General features: G+C 49.5%; 23 protein-coding genes. 5 read left to right on the forward strand and 18 right to left on the reverse strand.

Going from position 1 to position 20453, the window contains the following annotated elements; genetic code table 11:
- Positions 1 to 35 precede the first annotated feature (35 nt).
- From ACX93W_RS21035 to ACX93W_RS21115, 17 genes are all read right to left on the reverse strand, one after another.
- On the reverse strand, positions 36 to 1751 hold the full coding sequence (locus ACX93W_RS21035) for a phosphodiester glycosidase family protein (RefSeq protein WP_459394335.1): 1716 nt from the start codon (positions 1749 to 1751) through the stop codon (positions 36 to 38).
- The gene (locus tag ACX93W_RS21040; RefSeq protein WP_459394336.1) at positions 1738 to 2358 is read right to left on the reverse strand and encodes a phage holin family protein; all 621 of its coding nucleotides are present in this window, start codon (positions 2356 to 2358) and stop codon (positions 1738 to 1740) included. Before ACX93W_RS21040 ends, ACX93W_RS21035 begins: the two co-directional genes overlap by 14 nt.
- Positions 2359 to 2446: 88 nt before the next feature.
- The gene (locus ACX93W_RS21045) at positions 2447 to 4273 is read right to left on the reverse strand and encodes a right-handed parallel beta-helix repeat-containing protein (RefSeq protein ID WP_459394337.1); all 1827 of its coding nucleotides are present in this window, start codon (positions 4271 to 4273) and stop codon (positions 2447 to 2449) included.
- Positions 4274 to 4276: 3 nt separating this feature from the next.
- Positions 4277 to 4894, reverse strand: a complete 618-nt coding sequence (locus ACX93W_RS21050; protein ID WP_459394338.1) for a putative phage tail protein — start codon at positions 4892 to 4894, stop codon at positions 4277 to 4279.
- Positions 4894 to 6735, reverse strand: a complete 1842-nt coding sequence (locus tag ACX93W_RS21055) for a hypothetical protein (RefSeq protein ID WP_459394339.1) — start codon at positions 6733 to 6735, stop codon at positions 4894 to 4896. Before ACX93W_RS21055 ends, ACX93W_RS21050 begins: the two co-directional genes overlap by 1 nt.
- A 3-nt stretch (positions 6736 to 6738) precedes the next feature.
- Positions 6739 to 7782, reverse strand: a complete 1044-nt coding sequence (locus tag ACX93W_RS21060) for a baseplate J/gp47 family protein (RefSeq protein WP_459394340.1) — start codon at positions 7780 to 7782, stop codon at positions 6739 to 6741.
- The gene (locus ACX93W_RS21065) at positions 7769 to 8167 is read right to left on the reverse strand and encodes a DUF2634 domain-containing protein (protein ID WP_459394341.1); all 399 of its coding nucleotides are present in this window, start codon (positions 8165 to 8167) and stop codon (positions 7769 to 7771) included. The genes ACX93W_RS21060 and ACX93W_RS21065 overlap by 14 nt, the downstream gene beginning before the upstream one ends.
- On the reverse strand, positions 8164 to 8481 hold the full coding sequence (locus ACX93W_RS21070) for a DUF2577 domain-containing protein (RefSeq protein ID WP_459394342.1): 318 nt from the start codon (positions 8479 to 8481) through the stop codon (positions 8164 to 8166). Before ACX93W_RS21070 ends, ACX93W_RS21065 begins: the two co-directional genes overlap by 4 nt.
- A 1-nt stretch (position 8482) precedes the next feature.
- The gene (locus tag ACX93W_RS21075; protein ID WP_459394343.1) at positions 8483 to 9451 is read right to left on the reverse strand and encodes an XkdQ/YqbQ family protein; all 969 of its coding nucleotides are present in this window, start codon (positions 9449 to 9451) and stop codon (positions 8483 to 8485) included.
- Positions 9448 to 10146: a LysM peptidoglycan-binding domain-containing protein gene (locus tag ACX93W_RS21080; protein WP_459394344.1), complete on the reverse strand. Its 699-nt coding sequence runs from the start codon at positions 10144 to 10146 to the stop codon at positions 9448 to 9450. The genes ACX93W_RS21075 and ACX93W_RS21080 overlap by 4 nt, the downstream gene beginning before the upstream one ends.
- Complete coding sequence (locus ACX93W_RS21085) at positions 10143 to 11849, reverse strand: phage tail family protein (RefSeq protein WP_459394345.1); 1707 nt, start codon at positions 11847 to 11849, stop codon at positions 10143 to 10145. The genes ACX93W_RS21080 and ACX93W_RS21085 overlap by 4 nt, the downstream gene beginning before the upstream one ends.
- Before the next feature lie 232 nt (positions 11850 to 12081).
- The gene (locus tag ACX93W_RS21090; protein WP_459394346.1) at positions 12082 to 12501 is read right to left on the reverse strand and encodes a phage tail assembly chaperone; all 420 of its coding nucleotides are present in this window, start codon (positions 12499 to 12501) and stop codon (positions 12082 to 12084) included.
- A 54-nt stretch (positions 12502 to 12555) separates the two neighbouring features.
- Complete coding sequence (locus tag ACX93W_RS21095; protein WP_459394347.1) at positions 12556 to 13053, reverse strand: phage tail tube protein; 498 nt, start codon at positions 13051 to 13053, stop codon at positions 12556 to 12558.
- A 1-nt stretch (position 13054) separates the two neighbouring features.
- Positions 13055 to 14374: a phage tail sheath family protein gene (locus ACX93W_RS21100; RefSeq protein ID WP_459394348.1), complete on the reverse strand. Its 1320-nt coding sequence runs from the start codon at positions 14372 to 14374 to the stop codon at positions 13055 to 13057.
- Position 14375: 1 nt separating this feature from the next.
- Positions 14376 to 14684: a hypothetical protein gene (locus ACX93W_RS21105; protein WP_459394349.1), complete on the reverse strand. Its 309-nt coding sequence runs from the start codon at positions 14682 to 14684 to the stop codon at positions 14376 to 14378.
- Entirely contained in the window at positions 14681 to 15115 is a 435-nt protein-coding gene (locus ACX93W_RS21110) for a phage tail terminator family protein (protein WP_459394350.1), read from the reverse strand. Before ACX93W_RS21110 ends, ACX93W_RS21105 begins: the two co-directional genes overlap by 4 nt.
- A 257-nt stretch (positions 15116 to 15372) precedes the next feature.
- On the reverse strand, positions 15373 to 15882 hold the full coding sequence (locus ACX93W_RS21115; protein ID WP_459394351.1) for a hypothetical protein: 510 nt from the start codon (positions 15880 to 15882) through the stop codon (positions 15373 to 15375).
- A gap of 162 nt (positions 15883 to 16044) precedes the next feature.
- On the opposite strand from ACX93W_RS21115, the gene ACX93W_RS21120 reads away from it, so the two are divergent.
- The 3 genes from ACX93W_RS21120 to ACX93W_RS21130 all read left to right on the forward strand — a co-directional run bounded on the left by ACX93W_RS21120 (position 16045) and on the right by ACX93W_RS21130 (position 17571).
- Positions 16045 to 16473 carry a helix-turn-helix domain-containing protein gene (locus ACX93W_RS21120; protein WP_459394352.1) on the forward strand — a complete coding sequence of 143 codons (429 nt, stop codon included), beginning with the start codon at positions 16045 to 16047 and terminating at the stop codon, positions 16471 to 16473.
- Positions 16474 to 16561: 88 nt separating this feature from the next.
- A complete protein-coding gene (locus ACX93W_RS21125) occupies positions 16562 to 17182 on the forward strand; it encodes an ImmA/IrrE family metallo-endopeptidase (RefSeq protein WP_459394353.1) in 621 nt (206 codons plus the stop codon).
- Positions 17179 to 17571 carry a hypothetical protein gene (locus ACX93W_RS21130; protein ID WP_459394354.1) on the forward strand — a complete coding sequence of 131 codons (393 nt, stop codon included), beginning with the start codon at positions 17179 to 17181 and terminating at the stop codon, positions 17569 to 17571. Before ACX93W_RS21125 ends, ACX93W_RS21130 begins: the two co-directional genes overlap by 4 nt.
- A 13-nt stretch (positions 17572 to 17584) precedes the next feature.
- On the opposite strand, the gene ACX93W_RS21135 is transcribed toward ACX93W_RS21130, so the two are convergent.
- Positions 17585 to 18283 (reverse strand): TVP38/TMEM64 family protein, encoded by a 699-nt coding sequence (locus tag ACX93W_RS21135; protein ID WP_459394355.1) that lies wholly within the window; start codon positions 18281 to 18283, stop codon positions 17585 to 17587.
- A gap of 152 nt (positions 18284 to 18435) precedes the next feature.
- Here ACX93W_RS21135 and ACX93W_RS21140 point away from each other — a divergent pair, with 152 nt between their 5' ends.
- Both ACX93W_RS21140 and ACX93W_RS21145 read left to right on the forward strand, forming a co-directional pair.
- Positions 18436 to 19134: a response regulator transcription factor gene (locus tag ACX93W_RS21140; protein ID WP_459394356.1), complete on the forward strand. Its 699-nt coding sequence runs from the start codon at positions 18436 to 18438 to the stop codon at positions 19132 to 19134.
- Complete coding sequence (locus ACX93W_RS21145) at positions 19127 to 20449, forward strand: sensor histidine kinase (RefSeq protein WP_459394357.1); 1323 nt, start codon at positions 19127 to 19129, stop codon at positions 20447 to 20449. Before ACX93W_RS21140 ends, ACX93W_RS21145 begins: the two co-directional genes overlap by 8 nt.
- Positions 20450 to 20453 lie beyond the last annotated feature (4 nt).

Here is a 20453-nt window from a genome sequence, read left to right on the forward strand (position 1 = left end):
CGGGCTGGTTGGCAATGTTCCCGTTACGGACATGATCAAGGCGATTCTGTGGTTGCCCCCAAGTCGCCTTGTTCAAGCTGCCGGCGCAGAATAGTCGCAAGCTCGGCCCTTGTTACCGGCATTCCGGGCCGGAATGATCCATCCGGATAACCTTGCATGATCCCGGCTTCCGTAACGCTATGAATTGCATCCTCTGCCCAATAGCCGGCAGGAACGTCTCTGTATGCTGTTTTCGGGATTTCTTGCGGCTGTCCGTCAGATGGCGAAGGCTGCTGGCTCGGATTCTCGGATTCATTTGAACCCTTACCGCCCTCGGAAGAGTCGCTATTACCACTGTCTCCGCCTGCACTATTGCCGCCTCCGCCGCTATTGCTGTTCCCGGAATTCCCTTGATCGGATGGTCCTTTGTCCAACGCTTGCTGCACCCTCTTTTTAAAAGTAATCCAGCCAGTCCATTCTCCTCCGTCATACATCAATCGAGGGCAAACTTTACGATAGCCTAAGGAAGAAGGCCAGTCCCAATGCCGCCGCAGACGATCCACTCCCCAACCCCTTGCCCTAAGCATATCCGCTACAAGCTGAACTGCGAATGCCACTGTCGCTCCATAATCGCCACTTTCGCAAATTTCAATCCCGATGGACGTCATGTTGCCGCCGCTGGCTTTGGTGCCGTCTCCGGCATGCCAGCCAACCTCATTAAGAGGCAGGCATTCGATCGCAACCACGGGACTGTTCGGCTCTGTTGTTTTGGGCCCAATAACGATATGGTAGCTGGCCGTTACCCCATTAGAAGGATTAGTCAGCCACGTTCTTTCGTTAGGCGCGGTGCTGGATGGATTGCCGGTATTGTGTATGGTCAAGGTCGTGGCTTTAAGAGCGCGCCCGGAACGCCGATTGTTTGGTGTAGTCGCCGGAATATGATTGATGACATAACGAGGAAAAAGGATGTTGGGGTCGAACTGAATGGCGATAGCATGATGCACGATCCGTTCGGTGTGATTGAGCGACATATCCGCAACATGGTATGATCGCTTTCGATTTGCTTTGTCGATATCCAGCAGCTCTCGCAGCTGAGCGTTGTTCGTCGCCAAGGTGGCGCTGCCGCCTCCGTCCAGGTTAACTGCCCGCTGGCATCCGTAATAGACGGCTAGCTGTGCCGATTCGGAGAGGGTTAATCCTTTGTCATAGCTCCCGCGTCCGTCGCCCATAATGAGGCAAAGGGTGCCGTCGTCTTTTATACCGGCGATCATGCGCGGATTTGAGGCAATAAGGTCTGCCGGTGTTTGCTCCGCTACTGTTGGCGTAACAATTGGCCTGCCATTTTCGGCAAGTGACGGAACGGCGCTGACCGCCCAATCAAGCCCAGTAGGACTTTGCTGCCTCCCGATGCCAAACTTGCCTCCCTTACGGTAAAAATGCGGGCGGTGCTCCGTTTTGCTTTTGACATCCGGGAATAGGGTTTGTCCAGTATTGTGAGTAAGGCCCAACAAAGTTCCGTCTTGGGAAACAAAAGAAGCGTTGAAGCAGAGCCACTCGCCTCCATGCCGTGCAACCTGTTGGGCCAAAATAGCACTCACTGTCTTGCCCTTGGCTGTCACCAACTCTGTGCGGATAATGGCATCAGGCGGTAAGCTGGCGATGCGGATATCCGACCATCCCTGCCCTTTGCTGTTAGCTCCGGTGAGCGAATAAGTCAACGCCCCTTCCTCGACCCGGCCGCTTTGGATGCGGATGCGCTTATGGGCGATCATAATCGTTTACTCCTGGATGGTTTTGAGAATTGGGGAGAGCGGAATGACCGGTATGACCTGAATGGCCAGAGTGATCGGAATGATTGGGTGCTTTGTGGTCTGCTTCCTGTGCGGTTTCTCCATTTGGATTGTCGTCTTGGAGCAACTCTTTCTCATTGTCAGCGCTTTTGAGTTCGACTCCTTCTCTGTTACTGCCAGCTTCATTGCCGAAGGGATTTTCGCCTGATTTGCTTTTAAGCACTTCTACCGCTTTTTGCAGTGCAGGCGGGATCGGAGCGCCAATCCGTCCGGCATTTTCAATAAAAGATAGCAGCTCATTGGATAGATAGAAAAATATAGCGGTATCCCGGAACAAATGTGCCTCCCCAAGCGCTGTATCGATCAGATGCGCGACAGTGACGATTCCAAAAATCATGACCTTTTTGGCAATACCCCACAGGCCCACATCGCTCCTGAGCTTGCCTTCCTTGGCAGCGGCCGCCAACCCCGTGCAGTAATCAATAATAACGAAGGTTAGCAAAATGGATAACATAATAGACCAACCCCCAAATAAATAAGATGCAATCGCCCCTCCTACTGCAATTGTTACTTTCGCTAATGCATCCATACATAAAACCTCCTAGAAAAAATAAAGGCTCCGCTTATGCGGAGCCCATGACCAAATGATATTAAAAAGCGCTAAAAAGTACGATTGCCTACGTTACCCATAACCCTGAGACGACATTATTACGGTGGATACCGCTGTTATTGGGATTATTGGTAATTGATACACTTATAATATTGTTGCTTACAAGCACATTGCTTGTATTAATGCTTGTAATATATCTCTCTATATTGTTGCCCTCGACAATTACATTTGATGTGGCAAGTGAAGTGTTGTTTCCAATTAAAATATCCGCTCCAGAAAAATTTCTATTGTTATTTCGAGTGATGTTCCCCTTTACGTTAGCATAATTCATTCCATACAGATATATTGCGTTTCGTCCACAATTTGTAATGATATTGTCTTCGATGATTACATCACCGGTGGCTGTAAAAGCTATGCCATGGGTGTAGCAATTATCAATTTCATTCTGACGAATTTCGATTCCAGAAAACTTCTTATTGAGAGATGTATTTTGCCCATAAAAAAATCTCTCTTCAATACCATTCGTATAGCTAGCATAAAACTTATTGCCTGTAATACACCAACTTTTAACATCATTTTCACGCTCTATGAACAATACCCCGGCACTACAACTCTCAAATATGTTATTTTTGACGAATAAGCATGATGTGTCTCCCAACACAATAGTTCTGAAAAACCTGTTAAACCTACATTCTATAATATATATATCTAATGTTGAAATTCCTGGCTTAAACGAATAGTTGCCTATAGCATGACGATTACTTGGCGAATCACCTAAAAATGTGCATTTTTTAACAGTAATATTATAGCAAGAACTTTCATCATAGGGGCCAAACCAAGGAAATTCAGTTACTCCTCCAGCATAACCTAATTGCACCATTGTTGTTGACCCAGTGTAGTTACGGAAAATAGAACCTTGAATCGAAACATCTTTGCAGCCATTTAATACCAAAAGGTTCCAGGTTGAACAGTTCTCAAAAATACAATTTGATATTTGAATATTATTGGCATGTCCTAATGCCAATAAGGTTACATTACTTGGATACATTACGTTGTTTCCATCAAAAGTAATTCCACTAATCTCTACATTCTGTGTCGCGGTAAAACCACCAGTAGATCCATCACTTTTATTAATGAGAATCGCCGGTATATTTGCCATTCGTTTCAAAGTAGCGCCAGGACCGACTATTTTTATCCCAGATGCTACTTTCAAAACATCGCTATCTATATCATATACTCCAGGTGGTAGAAAAACTGTACCTGCTCCAGCTTCCTCAGCTGCGTTTAATGCTGCCTGAATTGCTGCCCCATTATTATTGACGCCATAATTCTTAACATTAAAGACAAAAGAATTTTTTTTCGCCTCATTTTCCAAGTATGATTTAAGATTATCTATTTCTACTTTCCTTGCCACATCATCCCCCGCTGCCGGAGCTGCTGCCTTCATTCTTCCGGCAGCATCGCGTTTTACCAGCGTGGACGCGGTTGCTGCATTGGTTGCGGCGCTCAGAGCGGATTTATCAGCAGCAGACATCAAGCCATTAGCTGATGTGGTAGCCACCGCAGTTCCAGCTTTCGCGTTCCAAGCCGTTTTTTCTGCATCCGTAACGAAGCGGTTGCTTGCATCCTGTGCGATTACAGACGGCGGATGAGTGGATGGATGGGTATAATTGTTCGCTCCCGCAGCAATGCCAGCCAGCTTCGTTTTTTCAGCCGTTGTATAGTCGTTCGTGGATAAGTCCTTGCCCGAAGCCTTGTCCACTTTATTAGAGAGCGAAGTAGTTAGACCCGATACCGCATTATCCAGAATATCCGCGTTGCCGTTCAAGTCCTCGATGTTTACGGCATCGGAAGCTTCCGGCTTTTTCAAATTCAAATTGGGTGTTAATTGCATTGTTTATCCTCCTCCATACGTGCGTAATTGGCCCCATGACCGTGTTGCGGCATCCTGCCATGTCAACTCTGATACCATATCCCAGGTGGTGTAGGTATAAAGGAATGAATAGGATAGATGCGCCGGGCGAATTTGCTCCAGCATAGCCATAAATCCCGCCATATTGGCCGGAACGCCCAATACCCCGATAAACCGGATGACAAACCGGTATTCATCAGGGTACTCAATCACATCAACTTCGCCGCCGCTAAAGGCCGAGGCAACGCCAACAAGCATCTGTTTTGTTACTGTGCCATGTCCGCGAAGCTTGGCCCGAATCATTTCACGGCGCCATTCGTTGGACATAGACAGGTCTGTCGTTAAGCCAAACTCCTGCTCCCAATTGGCCAGCCCCGAGGTTGCCGTCGAAATAAATAGCTGATTAATGAGATCAGATGCCGAGGCTATTGAAATGCCCAACTCCTCTGCGAGTGTGCTCTGCAGTTCCTTCATATCTCGTATACCCTGCCAAAAATCGGGCAAATAAGCCATCAGATCAGGACGGCTTGCTTCCGGAACTTCCGTGGACACTGCTTGGCTGCCATACATCCCCGCGCCATAAAGCGCGACACCGTACGTCACTACGCATCACCTCGCAATTGTCCCCATGTTAATGGACCTTTTGGCATGACGTCATCGTAATTGGCCATCTGCCGCCATGGCAGCCAATTGTCCGAGTTGTACAAAGCAAGACGATAATAAATCGGGGCGTTAATATTGTAAGGATATAAATATTGAATGGCAGCCATGCTGCTGTATCCCTTTACCGTCATTATCGTGCAATATTGTACGCCGTTAAATCGGCTGGTTGGGTTATTGCTGAAAAAAACGGTAAGCCCCCGATCATAAGTGGATGGCAATGCATCCCCCTGCTTCCAGTTGTCTGCCTTCACGTTTAACGCATCATGACTATGCGCCGACGGAGAAAAAGTCGTCGGCTTGCCGCTCACGCCGGACCACGGCACGCTGTCAGCGGCTTCCGCCTGGTCGACTTTGCCGTTGTCATTGCTGTCATAGACGCTTTTGAGCATGTCGCCGGCGCCTACTCCCGACAATCTCTTGTCGATTGCCTGTTTGACCCGAAGCGGCGTCATGTCCGTTGTATGGTCTTCGCCAGCCTCGGCTTGCGTTTGGGTGGATAGCCCACGATTCACTTGTGCTCCAGCCGAGATTCCATCCAGCTTCGTCTTATCTGCGGCAGACATCAAGCCATTAGCCGACGAAGTAGCTGCCACCGCACTTGCCTTGGCATTCCAGGCAGTTTTTTCAGTATCCGTTACGAAGCGGTTTCCTGAATCCTGAGCGATGACGGAAGGCGGGTGAGTAGCCGGATGGCTGTAATTGTTTGCACCGGCCGCGATGCCGTCCAGCTTCGACTTATCCCCGGCAGACATCAGGCCATTAGCCGATGTCGTAGCTGCGGCTGTCTCGGCTTTGGCATTCCATGCCGCTTTTTCCCCGTCTGTTACGAATCGGTTGCCCGAGTCTTGAGTAATTATGGACGGCGGGTGGGTGGCCGGATGGCTGTAATTGTTTGCACCGGCCGCAATGCCGTCCAGCTTCGACTTATCTGCGGCTGACATTAAGCCGTCGCCTTCAACTGTAGCTGCTGCCTTCTCGGCTTTGGCATTCCACGCGGATTTTTCCGTATCGCTCACAAAGCGATTGTTGGCATCCTGGGCAATAATGGCCGGGGGATGGGTGGCAGGGTGAGCATAGTTATTGGCCCCTGCGGCTATGCCGGCCAGCTTTGTTTTTTCGGCGGTTGTATAGTCATTAGCCGATAATCCCTTGCCTGCAACCTTGTCCACCTTCCCCGCGAGCTGCACCGTCATCGTCCCGGCAAAGTCCGGATCGTTGTTTAAGGCATCCGCGATTTCCTGCAAGGTATCCAGGGCATCGGGCGCGGCTCCAACGATAGTTTGGATACGTTGGTCCGTTTCGCTTTTGGTATACACGCTGGACTTGTCCGCTTTTGTAATGAATTGCGAATCGACTACCGTTTTATCCGCCTTCCCATGCTCAACTGCGCCAACTCTGGCGTCCGTTGTGCTTTTGTAACGATTAAGCTCCTCCTGCGTTGCGGTTGCGGCTGTCTGAAGCTCGTTAATATCGTCCGCATCCACCTGATCGCCCGGCGTCTGATAGGTCGCGTATACCACATCGGCATCGGCAAAAATGCGAATGTATCTGCGCCAAGGCGTGTCCGCCGGAATCGACACTGTAAAGGCGGTTACTTCCACCCCAGTCATATTGGGGCCAGTGTGCGCGCGGATGGAACTATTGGCGATATTATCATGTGCCAGCAGCCCTTCGAATTTGCCGTCCGTCAGAGGAAGCTCCTCCTGTACGGTATAGGCGGTGCCATCCGTCCGTTTGTTCAACTTGGGTTTAAAAACATCGACTTCATCCGGATACGGCATAACCTACACCTCCAATTCCACATTGGCCAATGCCGGGATATCATGATCAGACAGCGGCACATTGCCCGTTCCGCCATTTAGCGTCAAGCCGGAATAATCTTGAACGCCTGGCACGGAAAGCAGCAGCACGCCAATGGCGGCAATGCTCACATAGGATGCGGCAAACGCAATCGAACGGAAGTGAGCTTCCAGCGCCCCCGTAAAATCATCCGTTACCGCCTGAAGACTGTAACCCGCGCCAAGTATAATCCGTGCCGAAACAACAACCGGCGCAGTCGTAGCGGATACGACGGTTACGGACGCGCCAATCGGTCGCAGCGTTTCGATATATTCCATGGTTTCAGCGACAAGCGCCGGGCTGGCTGAGGCCTTGTTGCTATCGACGATAATGACCTTGACCGTGCCCGGTCCATCCCATAACGAATTGACCTTGGCATCGCCCACTCCGGAAACGCTCATGGCCCAGTCGCGGTAATCCGCAGCGTTGCCTCCGCTGGACGGGTTGCGAACCCGATGGAGATACCTTGTTCTAAGCGACTCGTCGCTTTCCCGATCCTCGCCGGGAATCAGGAGCTCGCCAAGCACCGCTCGGGCAAGTCCCGGAATATATTCCAAAGGCAGCAGCTCCCCAAAATAAACATTGCCGCCTCTTCCGTCCACGTCGCACACCAGCGTGAACTGGCCGCTTGCAAGCTTGGCTGAAACGGTATAGCTGTACCCGCCTCCGCTAAATCGGCTGCCGATTGGAACGTCAAACGGTTCATTTCCGCTGTTATAAAAACTCCCCTTACGCTGGGCCGCTACAGCCGGACGGCGGGTCAGGCCAAAGTCAGCCGCCCGCAGATCCAGATATTCGCCGCTGCTGGTCGTACCGAAGCCTAATCGCAGCTGCAGCTCCATATCCATATAAATTTGGGCAAGCTCTGCCGCAGCCGGAGCGCAGGCATCATAAATGATGCTGCCTTCACGCTTGTCGATGGTATCCGGTATCCGGTCCAGCATACGGCCTAAAATCGCTTCAAAGGTTTGCGCTTCATGCAAAACCAATCACCTCCTCCTCAAAACTTCCATAATCGGTATGGACGGTAAACGTGACGACAGCCCGGTCTCCCTGATGACTTACCTTCACTTGGTCCACGGTCTGAATCCGGTCATCCTGCAGCAGCGCTTCCTCCAGCAAACGCTTGGCCTCCAGTTGTAGGAAAGAAGGATGCCTTCCTATAAGCGACGCCATTTCATGGCCAAAATTAACACTGTAAATGGAATGACGGAACCGCTGGCTTTGCACTATTTTAAAAACAGCTTGTTTCATGGCATCCAGCCCATCCGTTCTGCCTGACATGACGCCGCGCTCCAAATCGATGCGCCAGGTTGCTGACGGCTGGCTGGCGGCTGCAGTAGACTCCGTTAATGCGCCTCCCTGCGGAATCATGGCTTCACCAGCCGATCCAGCAGCAGATAGCGTTGACCGCCCTGCATGCGCAGCAAAATGACCGAATCCCCGGCTTCTAGTCCTCTACGGACGAGGATTGGCGCGGTATTGGAGCCGTAAACTTGACTCAAATCGATTTCAAGCTCCGTCAAGGATTCCGGCACAATCAAAAAATCAGCCGGAAGCACAAAGCGCTGGTCGACTTTTACGCTGAGCGGATTTGCGGATACTACTTCTCCCTGGAGAAGCTGAACGGGATTGCCCGCTTCGACGGCGCCCATCCCTGCTTTTTTGATTAATTCCAGCATACTCATCCTAGATCACCTTCACATCCAGCGCCATCGTATGGAGAGCGCCGCTGAATTTATGACTGCATTCATCAACAAGAAACGGCTGGTTCAGGCCCAGCCGCTCGATGACAACATAGATATAGCTTCCTGCCCGCACCTGGAGATCGCCCAAAGCGTTTAGCTTCATGGTTTTGCTCTCGCGGTTATGAAGGGTGGACAGCATCCTCAGCATTTCGCCGATTTGCCCTTCGTTTTTGTTTTCATCAACCGATTGATACAGCTGGAGCATGCCCCACTTCGCTATATTTGCGCTATCCTGCTCAATGTATAGCTCCCGCTTGCCGGTTTTTTTATTGTCCTGATAAAGGACAATGCGGTTGTACGTATCCTGGTCAATCGACAAGGATGTGCTGTAATCCGTCAGCAGGCTTCCTTCGCCCAGATAGTTGTCCGCGACCATATCCTCGATATTTCGCAGCGCAAGGACTCCAAAATCATCATAAAGCACATAGTTTTTTCCGCCGTGGATCAGCGTTAGGTCAAGCGCCTTGTTGCATATATCAAGCAGCTTTTTGCCATCCTCCACCATTTCCGGAATGAGGTACGGCGTGGTTTCAATGCGACCGGTTTTCAACTTGAATTTGTTCGCCACTTCCACAATGATGTCAGACGCCCGCTTATTTTTGAAAATAAAGGTGTCCGACGCCATGAGATAACGGATCTGATCGTAAGCCTTCACCTTGACGCTTTCCCCGCTGCCGCCTTCCAGGCCGAAAATATAACCATGAAACACCGGCTTGTCGCCGTATCTGACCTGGACAATATCTCCGTTGTTGATAGCGAAAGAACGAGACTGATACAGCCCTTCGGTCACCACCGTGAACTCAAGGCTGCCGGCCTTGCCGATCCGGCTTGTTTTCCAGGTGACATCTCCGGCAATGTCGGACAAATCCCAGACGTTCCCGTTTTTGTTGTCCAGCAAAATCGTTATCATGGCAGCTTCAGCACCTTCCCGATCGGCAGCCTTCTCAGCTCGGCATCGGGTATGCCGTTAAGCTTCTGAATTTCGCCCCAGCGGGCCCCGCTGCCAAGCTGGGTCTGCGCCACTTTCCATAGCGAATCCCCGGCCACCATCACATAGGTTTTGGGCTTTTCCCTCTCGTCCGGGCGCTGCGCCTTGGCGGTGGACGCTTTGTTGTCTTTGATGGTCACCTTTCTGGCGGCATGAAAGACGTAATGCTTCATTTTGATGGTGTATTCAATGTCTCCAGTTCCGCCGGCGGTTTCCTTCCATGTGAAGGATTCGATGCTTGCCGGCGTATTGTAGACCATTCCGGCTTGCCCCTCGTTCCCTGAGTCGACGATCAGCCTAATCGGACGTTTGCTCTGCATCCAGCGACTGATCTTCAGCACCAGCTCCATTGGCGGCTTCCATTCCGGCTCAAGGTACTCCTTCCCTTGCTGGTCCTTTTTTACTTCATAGACAAAGGGATAGGGCTGTCCCGGAAAAAAGCTGCTGAAGCCGTATTCCGACAGCTTGCGCTCCTTAATAACATTAATTTCGCCCAAACCGACAACCTCGAAAGTGCTTCCCTTCACGCCGTCCGACACCTCAAACGAGGCAGGCAGCACCGGAATAACCAGCTCCTCCGTAAAATTATTAAAGCTTAGCGCTATACGGTAGCTCATCGGTATACCCCCTCTGCGGAAGACGAGATTTCATCCTGAAGCATCGTGGTGATCGCCTGCACCATGGAACCAACATCCATGCCATTGCGGATATCTCCGGTTTGCACGTTGACGGAAGGCTGGAGCGTCACGAAATTCTGGATATTTTTCATTTCCGCCAGCTCGCGCATCATCTTGATGTCCTCGCTGCTGATATCCACGGTATCGTTGATTTTTCCAACTTCGTCGAGACGGCCTCCGGTCATTTGTATTGAGGTTCCAGGCTGCAGCACAGATTTTGATGCACCGGAGTAATTGCTTGCATCTTCCTTCGCCAATGCATTCTCCAGTAAGTCTTCATTTTTTTTACTTGCGGAGTGGTTCTCTTCGATTTGCAATTCCTCGGATGCCTGTTTAGCCGTTCTTTCGTTCGCAAACTCCAATTCCAAGCGATCGCGGTTCTCCAGATTAAGTTTCGCTTTTGCATCAGCCGCCTTCTTCTTTTCCTTTACAATTTCTGTCGCCTGATCAGCCAGCTCCTCCATGCTGAATCTTGCCGTTATTTCAAAATCGGAGCCTGTAACCTTGTTGACAATACTCAAAATGGAGTTAATACCATCGATGATTCCGTTGATTACCAAGTCGTAAATCTTCCCAATGCTTTTAGCCCATTGAGTAAATGGAGTAAGCATCCCTTCTACAAGTCCCCAGAAAAAACCGGGAATCAAATCAAAAAAGTTTAATATTGAATTCCAGGCTTTTAGCAAAAATAAGGCCACACTATCGTTTGACTTCCATAAAGTAACAAGCGCTGCAACAACACCGGCAATAAGCGAAATAATGAATACGAATGGATTTGCTCTTAATACTGCCGTTAAGCCCATCCATGCTCTTTGGAGAAACGACACTCCGCCTGCTTGGGCATACATGGCCAGCGTTGATATTGTGGAGTATATTTCCATCGCTTGTTGAATAATGTTGTATACCGTCATCGCCGTATTTACACCTTCATAGATGCTTTCAACTACTCCCCAACTGCTGGCAAGGATATCTGCAACTGTACTATTAGAGTCGATAAAGGAATCAAAATAACCCATCAAATCCACAAAGGCTTGGGAAGCAGGGCCAGAATCCTGATTTGAGAAGGCTGCCTGAACATGACCAGACAGCGATAGGATAGTTGGAATCACTTCTTTTTGAACTTTTTCTTCTATTTGCGAATATGCCGCTTCCAATTCAAGCACATTGGAAATTTCCGCCGCTCCCCCAATAGATGCCGATATGCTTTTTTCTGAACTTTCATTTGCGCTCGTCAATGAATTTGAACTGTCAGATTCCACAATGGAGCTGACCTTGGACATCGTGTCCATGGTTGTGCTCGCTTGGCTTCCCATACTGAAGCTTGATTCATGGGTTTCCATTCCACCGCTTGACATCGAAGTCTGGTAAAAACTTTTAGTGCTTTTATCTGCCGCAACTACTGTCTTACCAAGTGATTGTAAAACTTCAATTACTTTCTCGATAGGCTCCACTATTCCATCCATTACCTGTTCGACAGCAGCGATACTTTGTTGGGCCCGTAACGCTGCTTTCTCGTCAAACACTTCCATCGCCCTTTGCATGCCTTCTGTTGCCCTAGCAGCTAGCTGCATGGTGACCGCCATTCCTCGAACGATGCCTAGCATTTGCTGTTGCTGTGTCCTGACTGCTCTTGAAGTGCTCATGTCTTCACCACCTTTCCAAAAAAACATGTTTCATAGCAGGTTCATGATATACACGGATTGGAGTAAGTTTATCTCTTTCTCGCCGCCTTCTTCTCCGCAGCAAGCCGCTCTTGAATGCAAGCAATCATAAACGCTTTTTCCTCACGCGTCTGGCTCATGTATTCCCGCGGCGTCATATGAAATTTCATGAGGGCGTAGTACGCGTAGTTCGCGTCGCTATCGCCCTCCTTGATTAGTTTTTTGCTTCGTCCACAAGCTCCTCGAAGTTTGTGTTGTAGCCGGAAATCTGCTGGATTTCCTTGGACAGCTCCTCGATTTCGCCCGCCAGAAGCACCTTCTGCAGGTATTCGTCCGAGGTGGAGCAGCCTAGTTGGCGGATGCTTTCCGCATCCTTAAAGCTCGGCACAACGGTATGGTTGATGACAATGGCCTTGGCAATCGCGCTGGCGTCGATCTCCACCTTGCGATCCTTGCTTTTGGGATTAATCCTCATGGCCCGTTTTTGGTAAGATGCCATATCGTCGGCGCTCATCGCACGAATCGTAAATTTCAAAAGCTTGCCGTCTTCGTCCTTGAATCGGTCGGAAATCGCAACCTCTGCTGTCAGATTATCCACCGGATGGTTGTTCAAAAATTGCTGCAATGTGCTCATCTCTTGTTTCCTCCTGGTTGAGTATGATAGACTGCCCCTGCTATGCTCTTATTGTTATTGTCCTGGCGCCGGCTCTTCACCCTTGCCATCGTCATTTAATGAAGTGAAGGCGACTGGCATATCAAAGCCTTCAAAGGTGAACGGCATTTCCTCTTCCAGCGCGTCTTCCGACGTTGCGTCGAATTTGGTGAGCAAAATGCTGTCCAGGTTGCACCGCTTCAGCGTAACCGTCTGCTTGCCGACACTGGAGGATGGGTCGTCATTAACGACTGTCAAATCGAAATAGAAATCCTTCCCCGTGTCGATATATTCCTTCATCAATTTACGAAACACGGAAGTCATATAGTAGATGGTCAGAGTCCCCGTGCCGGTCCATCCGATCGTTTTTTTGCTTACCGTCGTACGGCCCAATACCGGAACGTCGGCTTTTGTTTTTTCAATGGTTGCTTCACCCGTTTTGGCATAAAACAGTTCTTCAATTTGGCCGTTAATGCTTGCGGTTGCCTGTGCATGCTTGCCGCTGATGCTGTCCTGCGCGTTCATGTATCCCATATTAGTTTACCTCCACTGTAATGTAGATTTTTTCAATGGCATCCACCGGTTGAATGCTTAATTCGACCAGAACACCTTCGCTCTGGTTAGGAACGGCTGAAATCCGAATATCCGAACCGGAATTGAAGTTTTGAATCGCTCCGATATTTTGCAGCCCCGTCAGGTAGTTGACGCATTCATTCCGAAGCAAATTGCGGCCGTCAGCCGTGTTGGCTACTTTGCCGATGAAGAAGGAATTAAATACATCAGCCAAACCATTATTAATGGCATCAAGAACCCGAACAACGCGGTTTTTGCCAAAATGGCGTCCCTTCTCCGGCGTAAACGAAGTGAAGGAGTTGATGTCCTGCTCCACCACAGCTCTGCCTTTGTCCTGGGTAAAGACAAACTCGCCATTTTGCAGCGCCGCAATCGTTTGGGAATTCGTATAACGCGGATTGGCGTCTACCGCGCCGTCATAGGCTGCGTAGGTAAGAGATTCGTTTGTGTTGGCGCCGGCTGCCGCACCTGCTGTCCAGGCAACAGCTTCAACCGCGCCGAGCTTTGCTCCATTCTCCAGCACAACGCCGTTTTTGACGCTGATGATGCCCTCGTAATCGCCTTGCGGATAACCCGCCAGCACCAGCGTTGCTTTACGGCCTTCCACATCGCGCAGCGTGCGGATAAAGGAGGCGAATACGCCTTTCAGATCCGTGTCGTCGGAAGGAAGCGCCATTGCGTTGAACTGCTGAGTCTCAACCGCGCTCAAGTAGTCCATGTAATCCTGCGCTGTAGCAGTGCCGTTGCTGCCGCCGGATAGCGGAGCGCCGGCTGTTTCCTCCAGGCCGCCGGTAGCGTTCCAGGTCACCCATCCATTGTCGGTCAAACCCGCAATGTCGGAAACCGTTTGAACATCCTGCACAACTCCAGCCACTACCGTTTTGACATCAAACAAGGCTTCATCATCGGCGTTAGCCTCCACCACAATGGAAATGTCATTGCCGCGAATGCCGCCGTAACGCGCTGTCGCAATCAGCTCGCCGGCTGTTGCCGAAGCTTTAACGCCGGTGTTTACCCGGTAAAGCAGCAGCGTTTGGGAACGCTTGAGGCTTTCTCTCACCAACTGCAGCTCGGCTGCCGAAATGGCGTAACCCAGCTTGTTCCATGTATTTTCGCCAGCTTCAACCGCTACGATTTCCTTGGATTCGCCCCAGGACAGAACGAGCGGCATTGTAACTACGCCTCTCTCGCCTACTGCGCCGAGCGGCTGCGGCGTGCTGTTGAAATTGATATAAACGCCAGGTCTTACTTTATTTTGTACGGTCCATGTTCCTCCGGTCATACTAATCCACTCTCCTATTTTTAAAGGTTTGTATAGCCTGCTCTGCCTCTGTGAAGTTGTAAAGCTCCCCGTCTTGCAGCAATGCTTGTAATTGATCCCTTTCACGGGCACTCCAACGCTTGGCGCCTATTAACTGACGCTTGGGATACCTTCGTTCCCGGGGCGCATGCTGCCCATCCGCCCCCGAAATTGCTTCTTCCGCCCGAAGCATACCTAAAGCCTCGGGGACATCGCCTTCGCGGCTAATCCCGGAAGCTTCGCTCGTACCCTTTTGTGCTCCAGTTTGCTGCGGTCCTGTCCATTCATTCATCTCATTCCAACCCCCTGCTCCAATGCCCCCATTGTTGCAAAAGCCGGTTCCGCCCGCTTCATTCGGAGTGTAATTTCCCAGCTGAACCGGAGCTGTCCATCCTTGATTTCGTGCTTCAAGCCCGTGGAGCGGTAAATCGAACCGGCAACCTCGATTTCTTGAAGCAATTGATACAGCTCTTCCGCCATGTCATGCAGCGCGGATGTTTTTCCATCGCCATCCGGCACCCGGTACTGAATGCTGAAGCCATGTGTCCGGCTGCAATAACCGCCCAGCATGGAAGCTTGTGTCATGCTCAAAAGCTCAAACACCATTCCAGGTGTAACTCCGGCACCAGCGACAGGATCATCCACAATAGACAACCCGGCAAAATGCTCCTTTAACCGGTCCATAATGCCAACTCGAAAACTGTTAACAGTCATCGCAATCATCCATCCCTCCTTGCGTTTTTCTCCTTCAAAACAAGAACGCGTGTTCTGTATTTCGACATCTAAAGCTTATCACACGAACATCACCAAGTGCTCCCCAACTTACCCTCATTTCCCCCTCACACAGACAAGTAGAAGCAAAGAAGAAAGAGAGAAGAAGCATGGGGGCAAAGCTTATCGAAACTCCAATAAACAAAAGAAAAACACCAGGCTTTTGCCTGAAGCGGCGCCCGGTGCTGAATTTATTTTGATAGGAAACGTTATCTCGATGTATCGCCGCCGTCAAGCTCCCATTCCAGCATGCCCCACATCTTTAAGGTCTGGGCTACGGATAACAAGCCGTCGTTGATGCGTCTATCGACAGTGGAGCTTTTATCGCCTCGCTTCATATAATAGAGTGTTTCGGAATACGTATGTCCCTTCAAATAACGCAGCGTAATTGCCTGTTTGGACTCATCGTCGCCAATCATATCGACAGCTCGCTCCAATGCATTCCGCAGCAAATCGCATTTTTCGGCCGCGCGCTTCTGGTTCTGCGCCAATTGGACGGCGTTGGCCGTTTTGTTGGCGTACAGCTCGTCCGCATCCAGGCGGCGCGTGGACTCCGCGCTATAGATTGTTTGCTTCAACAACTCCTCATGCCGTTGGAAGTCCTCTACTACAAGTTTTAGTTCCTTATATTTGCGCAGCATCCGCTGAGCTGTCTTTTTCTCCTGCACGTTAGGTTTAGCCATAAATTGAAATGCAACACTGCTATTTCCATTAGCCAACGCAATCGCCTCCGTTGTACACGTTTCTTGTACTTCTTGTCCTCATTATAAGTACAAGATTCTTGTATGTCAATCAAAAGTACAAGTTTATTGTATTTATGGTTGCAATATAGCGGAAATCTAGTACAATATAGATGTACTTATGCGCAGGGAGAGATTACGTTGTTCAGAGCCGACCGATTAACAGAACGCCGCAAGCAGCTTAAGCTGACCCAGGAACAGCTTGCCCAGCAGGTTAACCTGACCAAAGCCGCAATCAGCAATTACGAGCATGGCCGAAGCGCGCCGCCTCATGAAACATTGGCTGCGCTGGTTGATGCGCTGCAGACCAATGCCGATTATTTGCTAGGCTTGTCGGATTCACACGCTTCATCCGGCGATGCGCAAGGATCCCTTGCAGCCGTTTCGGAAACAGGCAAGCCTCAAAAAGAAGCCAATGCCCCGGAAGCCGGAACCTATATTGCTTACCTGGGCGGACCTCCCGAAGAGATGGACGAAGAAGAAGCCGAACATCTGAAGCGGGAGCTGGAGATGTTTCGCGCCTTCAAAGATAAGCGCAGACGCGAACGAGAGTTGGACGGACAGAACTGATTTGCTCTTACATAGCATTTCTTAAAACCCGAAAGGGTTTTAATTTTCGCCATAAATAAGAACATACATTCTTTTTTTGGAGGTAGCAATGGAAGAATTGGACATGCGATTGTATAAACCGACTGAACTGGAGCGTTGGATTTGCGGAATCTATCAGACAAATGGGATTAATCGCTATGGGGATATGGAGGATTTGGATCATATCGCTTCCCTATTCAACGCTTTTATCGCATATACGGAGGGAGGAACCAAGGTTCTTTACGACGAAGACGGGGATTGCATGATCTTTCTGAATATCTACCTTGAGAAGAAGCAGAAACGGCTGGCATTTTTCCATGAGCTGGGCCACCCTGCCATGCATACGGGCAACCAGCGCAGCTTGCCGCCTTCTTTTGTTGCTTTGCAGGAGAATCAGGCGGGGTTGTTCCAGCAGTATGCCGCTATGCCATTTTACATATTGACAGAATTCCAGCAGCAGCGCTGCGAAGCCGGGCAAATTGCCGAAGCGCTTGCCCTTCCAACGCCCTTTGTGAGACAGCGTCTGGAGCGTATCGGGCGCCGCATCCGGCAGCAGCGAGAAGATTTGTTTCTGCACACACGCTTAACCGCAGCATTCCCGCCCGTGCCGCAAGAGCCATCCCATGCTGCAATGGAATTATTGACAAAGCTTAATCGGCAAATACGGGATAGAAAGGAACTGCGCTTATGAAACTGTTCTGTTATTCGGAATGGGACGGCTATGAGGGTGTTATGCGCCCCGTCCTGCTGATGCTGCACTCTCCAGGTTTCGACTGGACAAAAACGTTGGATGTAAAGCTGGAAGCGCCGTTCGAAAGCTGTACTGAGGACGAGTTTTATTATGAGGCTATGTCGCTGACTGTCCCGGATCATGTCTATGTTCGGCAAGTCAACGGTCATCGGGGCAAAATCGGAATCTCCATGCCGCTGCTGGCCCAATATGCGCACCGCTTATTTGCCCAGTCCACCAACCCGCCCAGCCTGCCGGATATCGCCAGGCTGGTTCTTCGGATCTCGGATATCGAGGATATGCTGGTAATGGAGCGGGGTGTTCCTGTGCAAAAACCGGCGAAGCCATAGGGCTTCGCCGCTTCTACTCCTCCGCTTCCCTCTGCCCTCTTGAAAATAGCGCGATCCATTTATCTTTGTAGAGGTACCCGATCACAAAGGCGGCAATCGATACCACCGTGATGGTGATGGCGGTCCCATATTGCTCTTTATGAATGGTGGAGCCCATTGCAACGGAAGCTACGATCCATGGGAAACGCCCCACAAGAAGCAAGGTGAAAAACCGCAATGCACCGATTGGCGTAAGAGCCGCAACGTAGATCAGCAAATCTTTGGGCAAACCGGGAATGATAAAAAAGATAAACAAAAAAGCGGACAGTTTTTTCTCGTCTTTCATAACGGACATCCACTTGTATGTTTTCTTTTGCAGCAAACGTTCAACCCAAGAGCGGCCGATAAACCGGGTAAAATAAAAAGCGATCGCAGAGCCAAGCATCATGCCCGCCGTCGTATAAAACGTGCCTAGTCCGACGCCGTAAATGTATCCTCCCGCTATCTGCACAACCTCTCCCGGAATGGGTGCAACAACGGTTTGAATGATTTGAAAAAGAATAAACATGGTAGGGCCCCAGCTTCCCGTGGACAGAATATAGTCTCTGAAATTATCCATCGAGGATAAAATCTTGAAGATAGCCGGCGCATATCCAATAAACAAAAGAATACATACAACGGTTATCAAAAGCAGTGTTATTTTTAATAGGCGGTCTTTTGTGTGTCTGGACATAGAGAGCTACTCCTTCTTGTAAGGTTTCCTCAAGTATAAATGCAACTCATTAAGAAACATGGGCATTGTTTCTGAAGAATTCTTAAGTCGCCTGTATTTGCTGGCAGGCGGTAATTGACGCGTATTATACTGAACAGGAACGGGGGGATGGGATGTCTGATTTCAAACAAATATTAATTGCAGACGATAACAGCGAAATTAGGGACATTGTAAAAATATTACTGGAAAGCGAAAACCTCCGGGTCATTGAGGCGGTGGATGGCCAAGATGCGATAGATAAAGTCAATGATGAGATTGACCTTATTATTTTGGATATCATGATGCCCAATAAATCCGGCATTAAAGCATGCCTGGAAATTCGTGAAAAAACAAGCGCGCCCATCCTGTTTCTGACTGCCAAGACGCATGACTCCGATAAGCATTTGGCTTTTTCTTCGGGCAGCGACGACTTTCTGTCAAAACCGTTTTCTTATACAGAGCTGGTAGCCAGAGTCAAAGCTCTGCTGCGCAGATACTACGTATACCGGGGCAAGGAAAAAGCAGAAGAAACCGATCAAATTCATATCAAAAACCTAACCCTGTGGCGGGATTCAAAAACCGTATTCATCGGGGAAAAGGAAGTGTTTTTGACCGAAATCGAATACAACATCTTGCTGTTGCTGGCCAAAAATCGAAGGAAGGTATTTTCTGCGGAAAATATATATGAGAGCGTTTGGGAGCAGCCTTATTTTTATACATGCAACAACACGGTGATGGTCCATATCCGAAACCTGAGAAGCAAGCTGGAGGATGATCCGCAGAACCCTGAATATGTAAAAACCGTTTGGGGGAAGGGGTATAAAATTGAGTAGGCGGCTTATGGGAAAACGGCTGAAGTTTAAATTGGTGCTTGCGGTTTTGTTCTCGATCATTATTGCGGGAGCCGCATTTTTGCTCCTGCAGGTCATCGGCGAAAGCGTGCTGGATGATCACTTGAGCAAATCCGACTTTATCGAGAATAGACAGCGGGATGCCCTTCAGAAATTCAAGGACTTTGTGGAGGACGCACAAGTTTCCACCCTTGATCGTGAACGGCTATCCTCGTGGATTCGCGAGGAACGGTATCTGAATTTATATATTTTCAAAGACCAGGCTTTGGTTTTTTCCTCCAACGCCTCCTATGTTTTGAGCGAGCCGTTTCTGGCTCCATTCATCCCTTCGGGCGTGCCTACCACCACCATCGTTTTTGCAGATGGGGACGCGCAGATTTATTTGGTCGGCTTTTATGAATACCAATACTACACGATCCTTTTGATTTTCACGGTGAGCATTGCTTTTATCCTGTTTGTCGTTTCCTTTCTGCTGATGATTAACAAAAAAACGTCTTATATCGGAGCGCTTGAGCAGGAAATTAAAATACTGGAAGGCGGGAATTTAAACTACCCCATCACAGTGGCGGGAAATGATGAGTTGTCCTCCTTAGCCCAAAGCATTGACGAGATGAGGAAGTCCTTTATAGAGCGGCTGGACAGCGAAGAGCAGGTACGGCAGGCCAATCGCAAATTAATTACAGCCATGTCCCATGATTTGCGCACCCCCCTCACGATTCTGCTGGGGTATATGGATATTATCGGGCTGAACAAATACAAAACGCAGGAGGATCTGTTGCGTTATATCCACAATAGCAGAGAAAAGGCTTACCAGATCAAAGCGTTGTCGGACAAGCTGTTTCAATATTTCACCGTGCCCTCCCCCTCCGAAGAAGAGGAAATGGAACTTGAAACCTACGAGGGCAGCGCGCTTATGGATCAGTTGATTGAGGAGCAGCTATTTGTATTAAACAATAAAAACTATCCATTTGTTACAGATACGAACTATGAGCATTTTCTGCTTGAGGTGAATTTGGTCGGGATCCGCCGTGTATTCGATAATATCTTCTCCAATATTCAAAAATACGGAGACCCGCGCCATCCCGCTCACATTCATTATCGCCTGAAAGGGCCTTTTGTTCAGTTGACTGTAGAGAATAAAATCAAGCATAGCGACAAAAAGAAAGACAGCAATGGAATCGGCCTGTCCAGCTGCAAAAGCATCCTTCAAAAGCATGGAGGAAAACTGACGGTTTGGCAGGACCAGGACAGCTTTACGCTGCAAATCTCTTTGCCCGCATCCATAGGGGGAGACTAGCCGT

The organism is Paenibacillus sp. CAU 1782 (assembly GCF_054551715.1).

Coding starts and splice junctions, on each gene's coding strand:
- ACX93W_RS21035 (WP_459394335.1), bottom strand. CDS start 1,751: ATGATCGCCCATAAGCGCATCCGCATCCAAAGCGGCCGGGTCGAGGAA.
- ACX93W_RS21040 (WP_459394336.1), bottom strand. CDS start 2,358: ATGGATGCATTAGCGAAAGTAACAATTGCAGTAGGAGGGGCGATTGCA.
- ACX93W_RS21045 (WP_459394337.1), bottom strand. CDS start 4,273: ATGCAATTAACACCCAATTTGAATTTGAAAAAGCCGGAAGCTTCCGAT.
- ACX93W_RS21055 (WP_459394339.1), bottom strand. CDS start 6,735: ATGCCGTATCCGGATGAAGTCGATGTTTTTAAACCCAAGTTGAACAAA.
- ACX93W_RS21065 (WP_459394341.1), bottom strand. CDS start 8,167: ATGATTCCGCAGGGAGGCGCATTAACGGAGTCTACTGCAGCCGCCAGC.
- ACX93W_RS21070 (WP_459394342.1), bottom strand. CDS start 8,481: ATGAGTATGCTGGAATTAATCAAAAAAGCAGGGATGGGCGCCGTCGAA.
- ACX93W_RS21075 (WP_459394343.1), bottom strand. CDS start 9,451: ATGATAACGATTTTGCTGGACAACAAAAACGGGAACGTCTGGGATTTG.
- ACX93W_RS21080 (WP_459394344.1), bottom strand. CDS start 10,146: ATGAGCTACCGTATAGCGCTAAGCTTTAATAATTTTACGGAGGAGCTG.
- ACX93W_RS21085 (WP_459394345.1), bottom strand. CDS start 11,849: ATGAGCACTTCAAGAGCAGTCAGGACACAGCAACAGCAAATGCTAGGC.
- ACX93W_RS21090 (WP_459394346.1), bottom strand. CDS start 12,501: ATGAGCACATTGCAGCAATTTTTGAACAACCATCCGGTGGATAATCTG.
- ACX93W_RS21095 (WP_459394347.1), bottom strand. CDS start 13,053: ATGGGATACATGAACGCGCAGGACAGCATCAGCGGCAAGCATGCACAG.
- ACX93W_RS21100 (WP_459394348.1), bottom strand. CDS start 14,374: ATGACCGGAGGAACATGGACCGTACAAAATAAAGTAAGACCTGGCGTT.
- ACX93W_RS21105 (WP_459394349.1), bottom strand. CDS start 14,684: ATGAATGAATGGACAGGACCGCAGCAAACTGGAGCACAAAAGGGTACG.
- ACX93W_RS21110 (WP_459394350.1), bottom strand. CDS start 15,115: ATGATTGCGATGACTGTTAACAGTTTTCGAGTTGGCATTATGGACCGG.
- ACX93W_RS21125 (WP_459394353.1), top strand. CDS start 16,562: ATGGAAGAATTGGACATGCGATTGTATAAACCGACTGAACTGGAGCGT.
- ACX93W_RS21130 (WP_459394354.1), top strand. CDS start 17,179: ATGAAACTGTTCTGTTATTCGGAATGGGACGGCTATGAGGGTGTTATG.
- ACX93W_RS21135 (WP_459394355.1), bottom strand. CDS start 18,283: ATGTCCAGACACACAAAAGACCGCCTATTAAAAATAACACTGCTTTTG.
- ACX93W_RS21140 (WP_459394356.1), top strand. CDS start 18,436: ATGTCTGATTTCAAACAAATATTAATTGCAGACGATAACAGCGAAATT.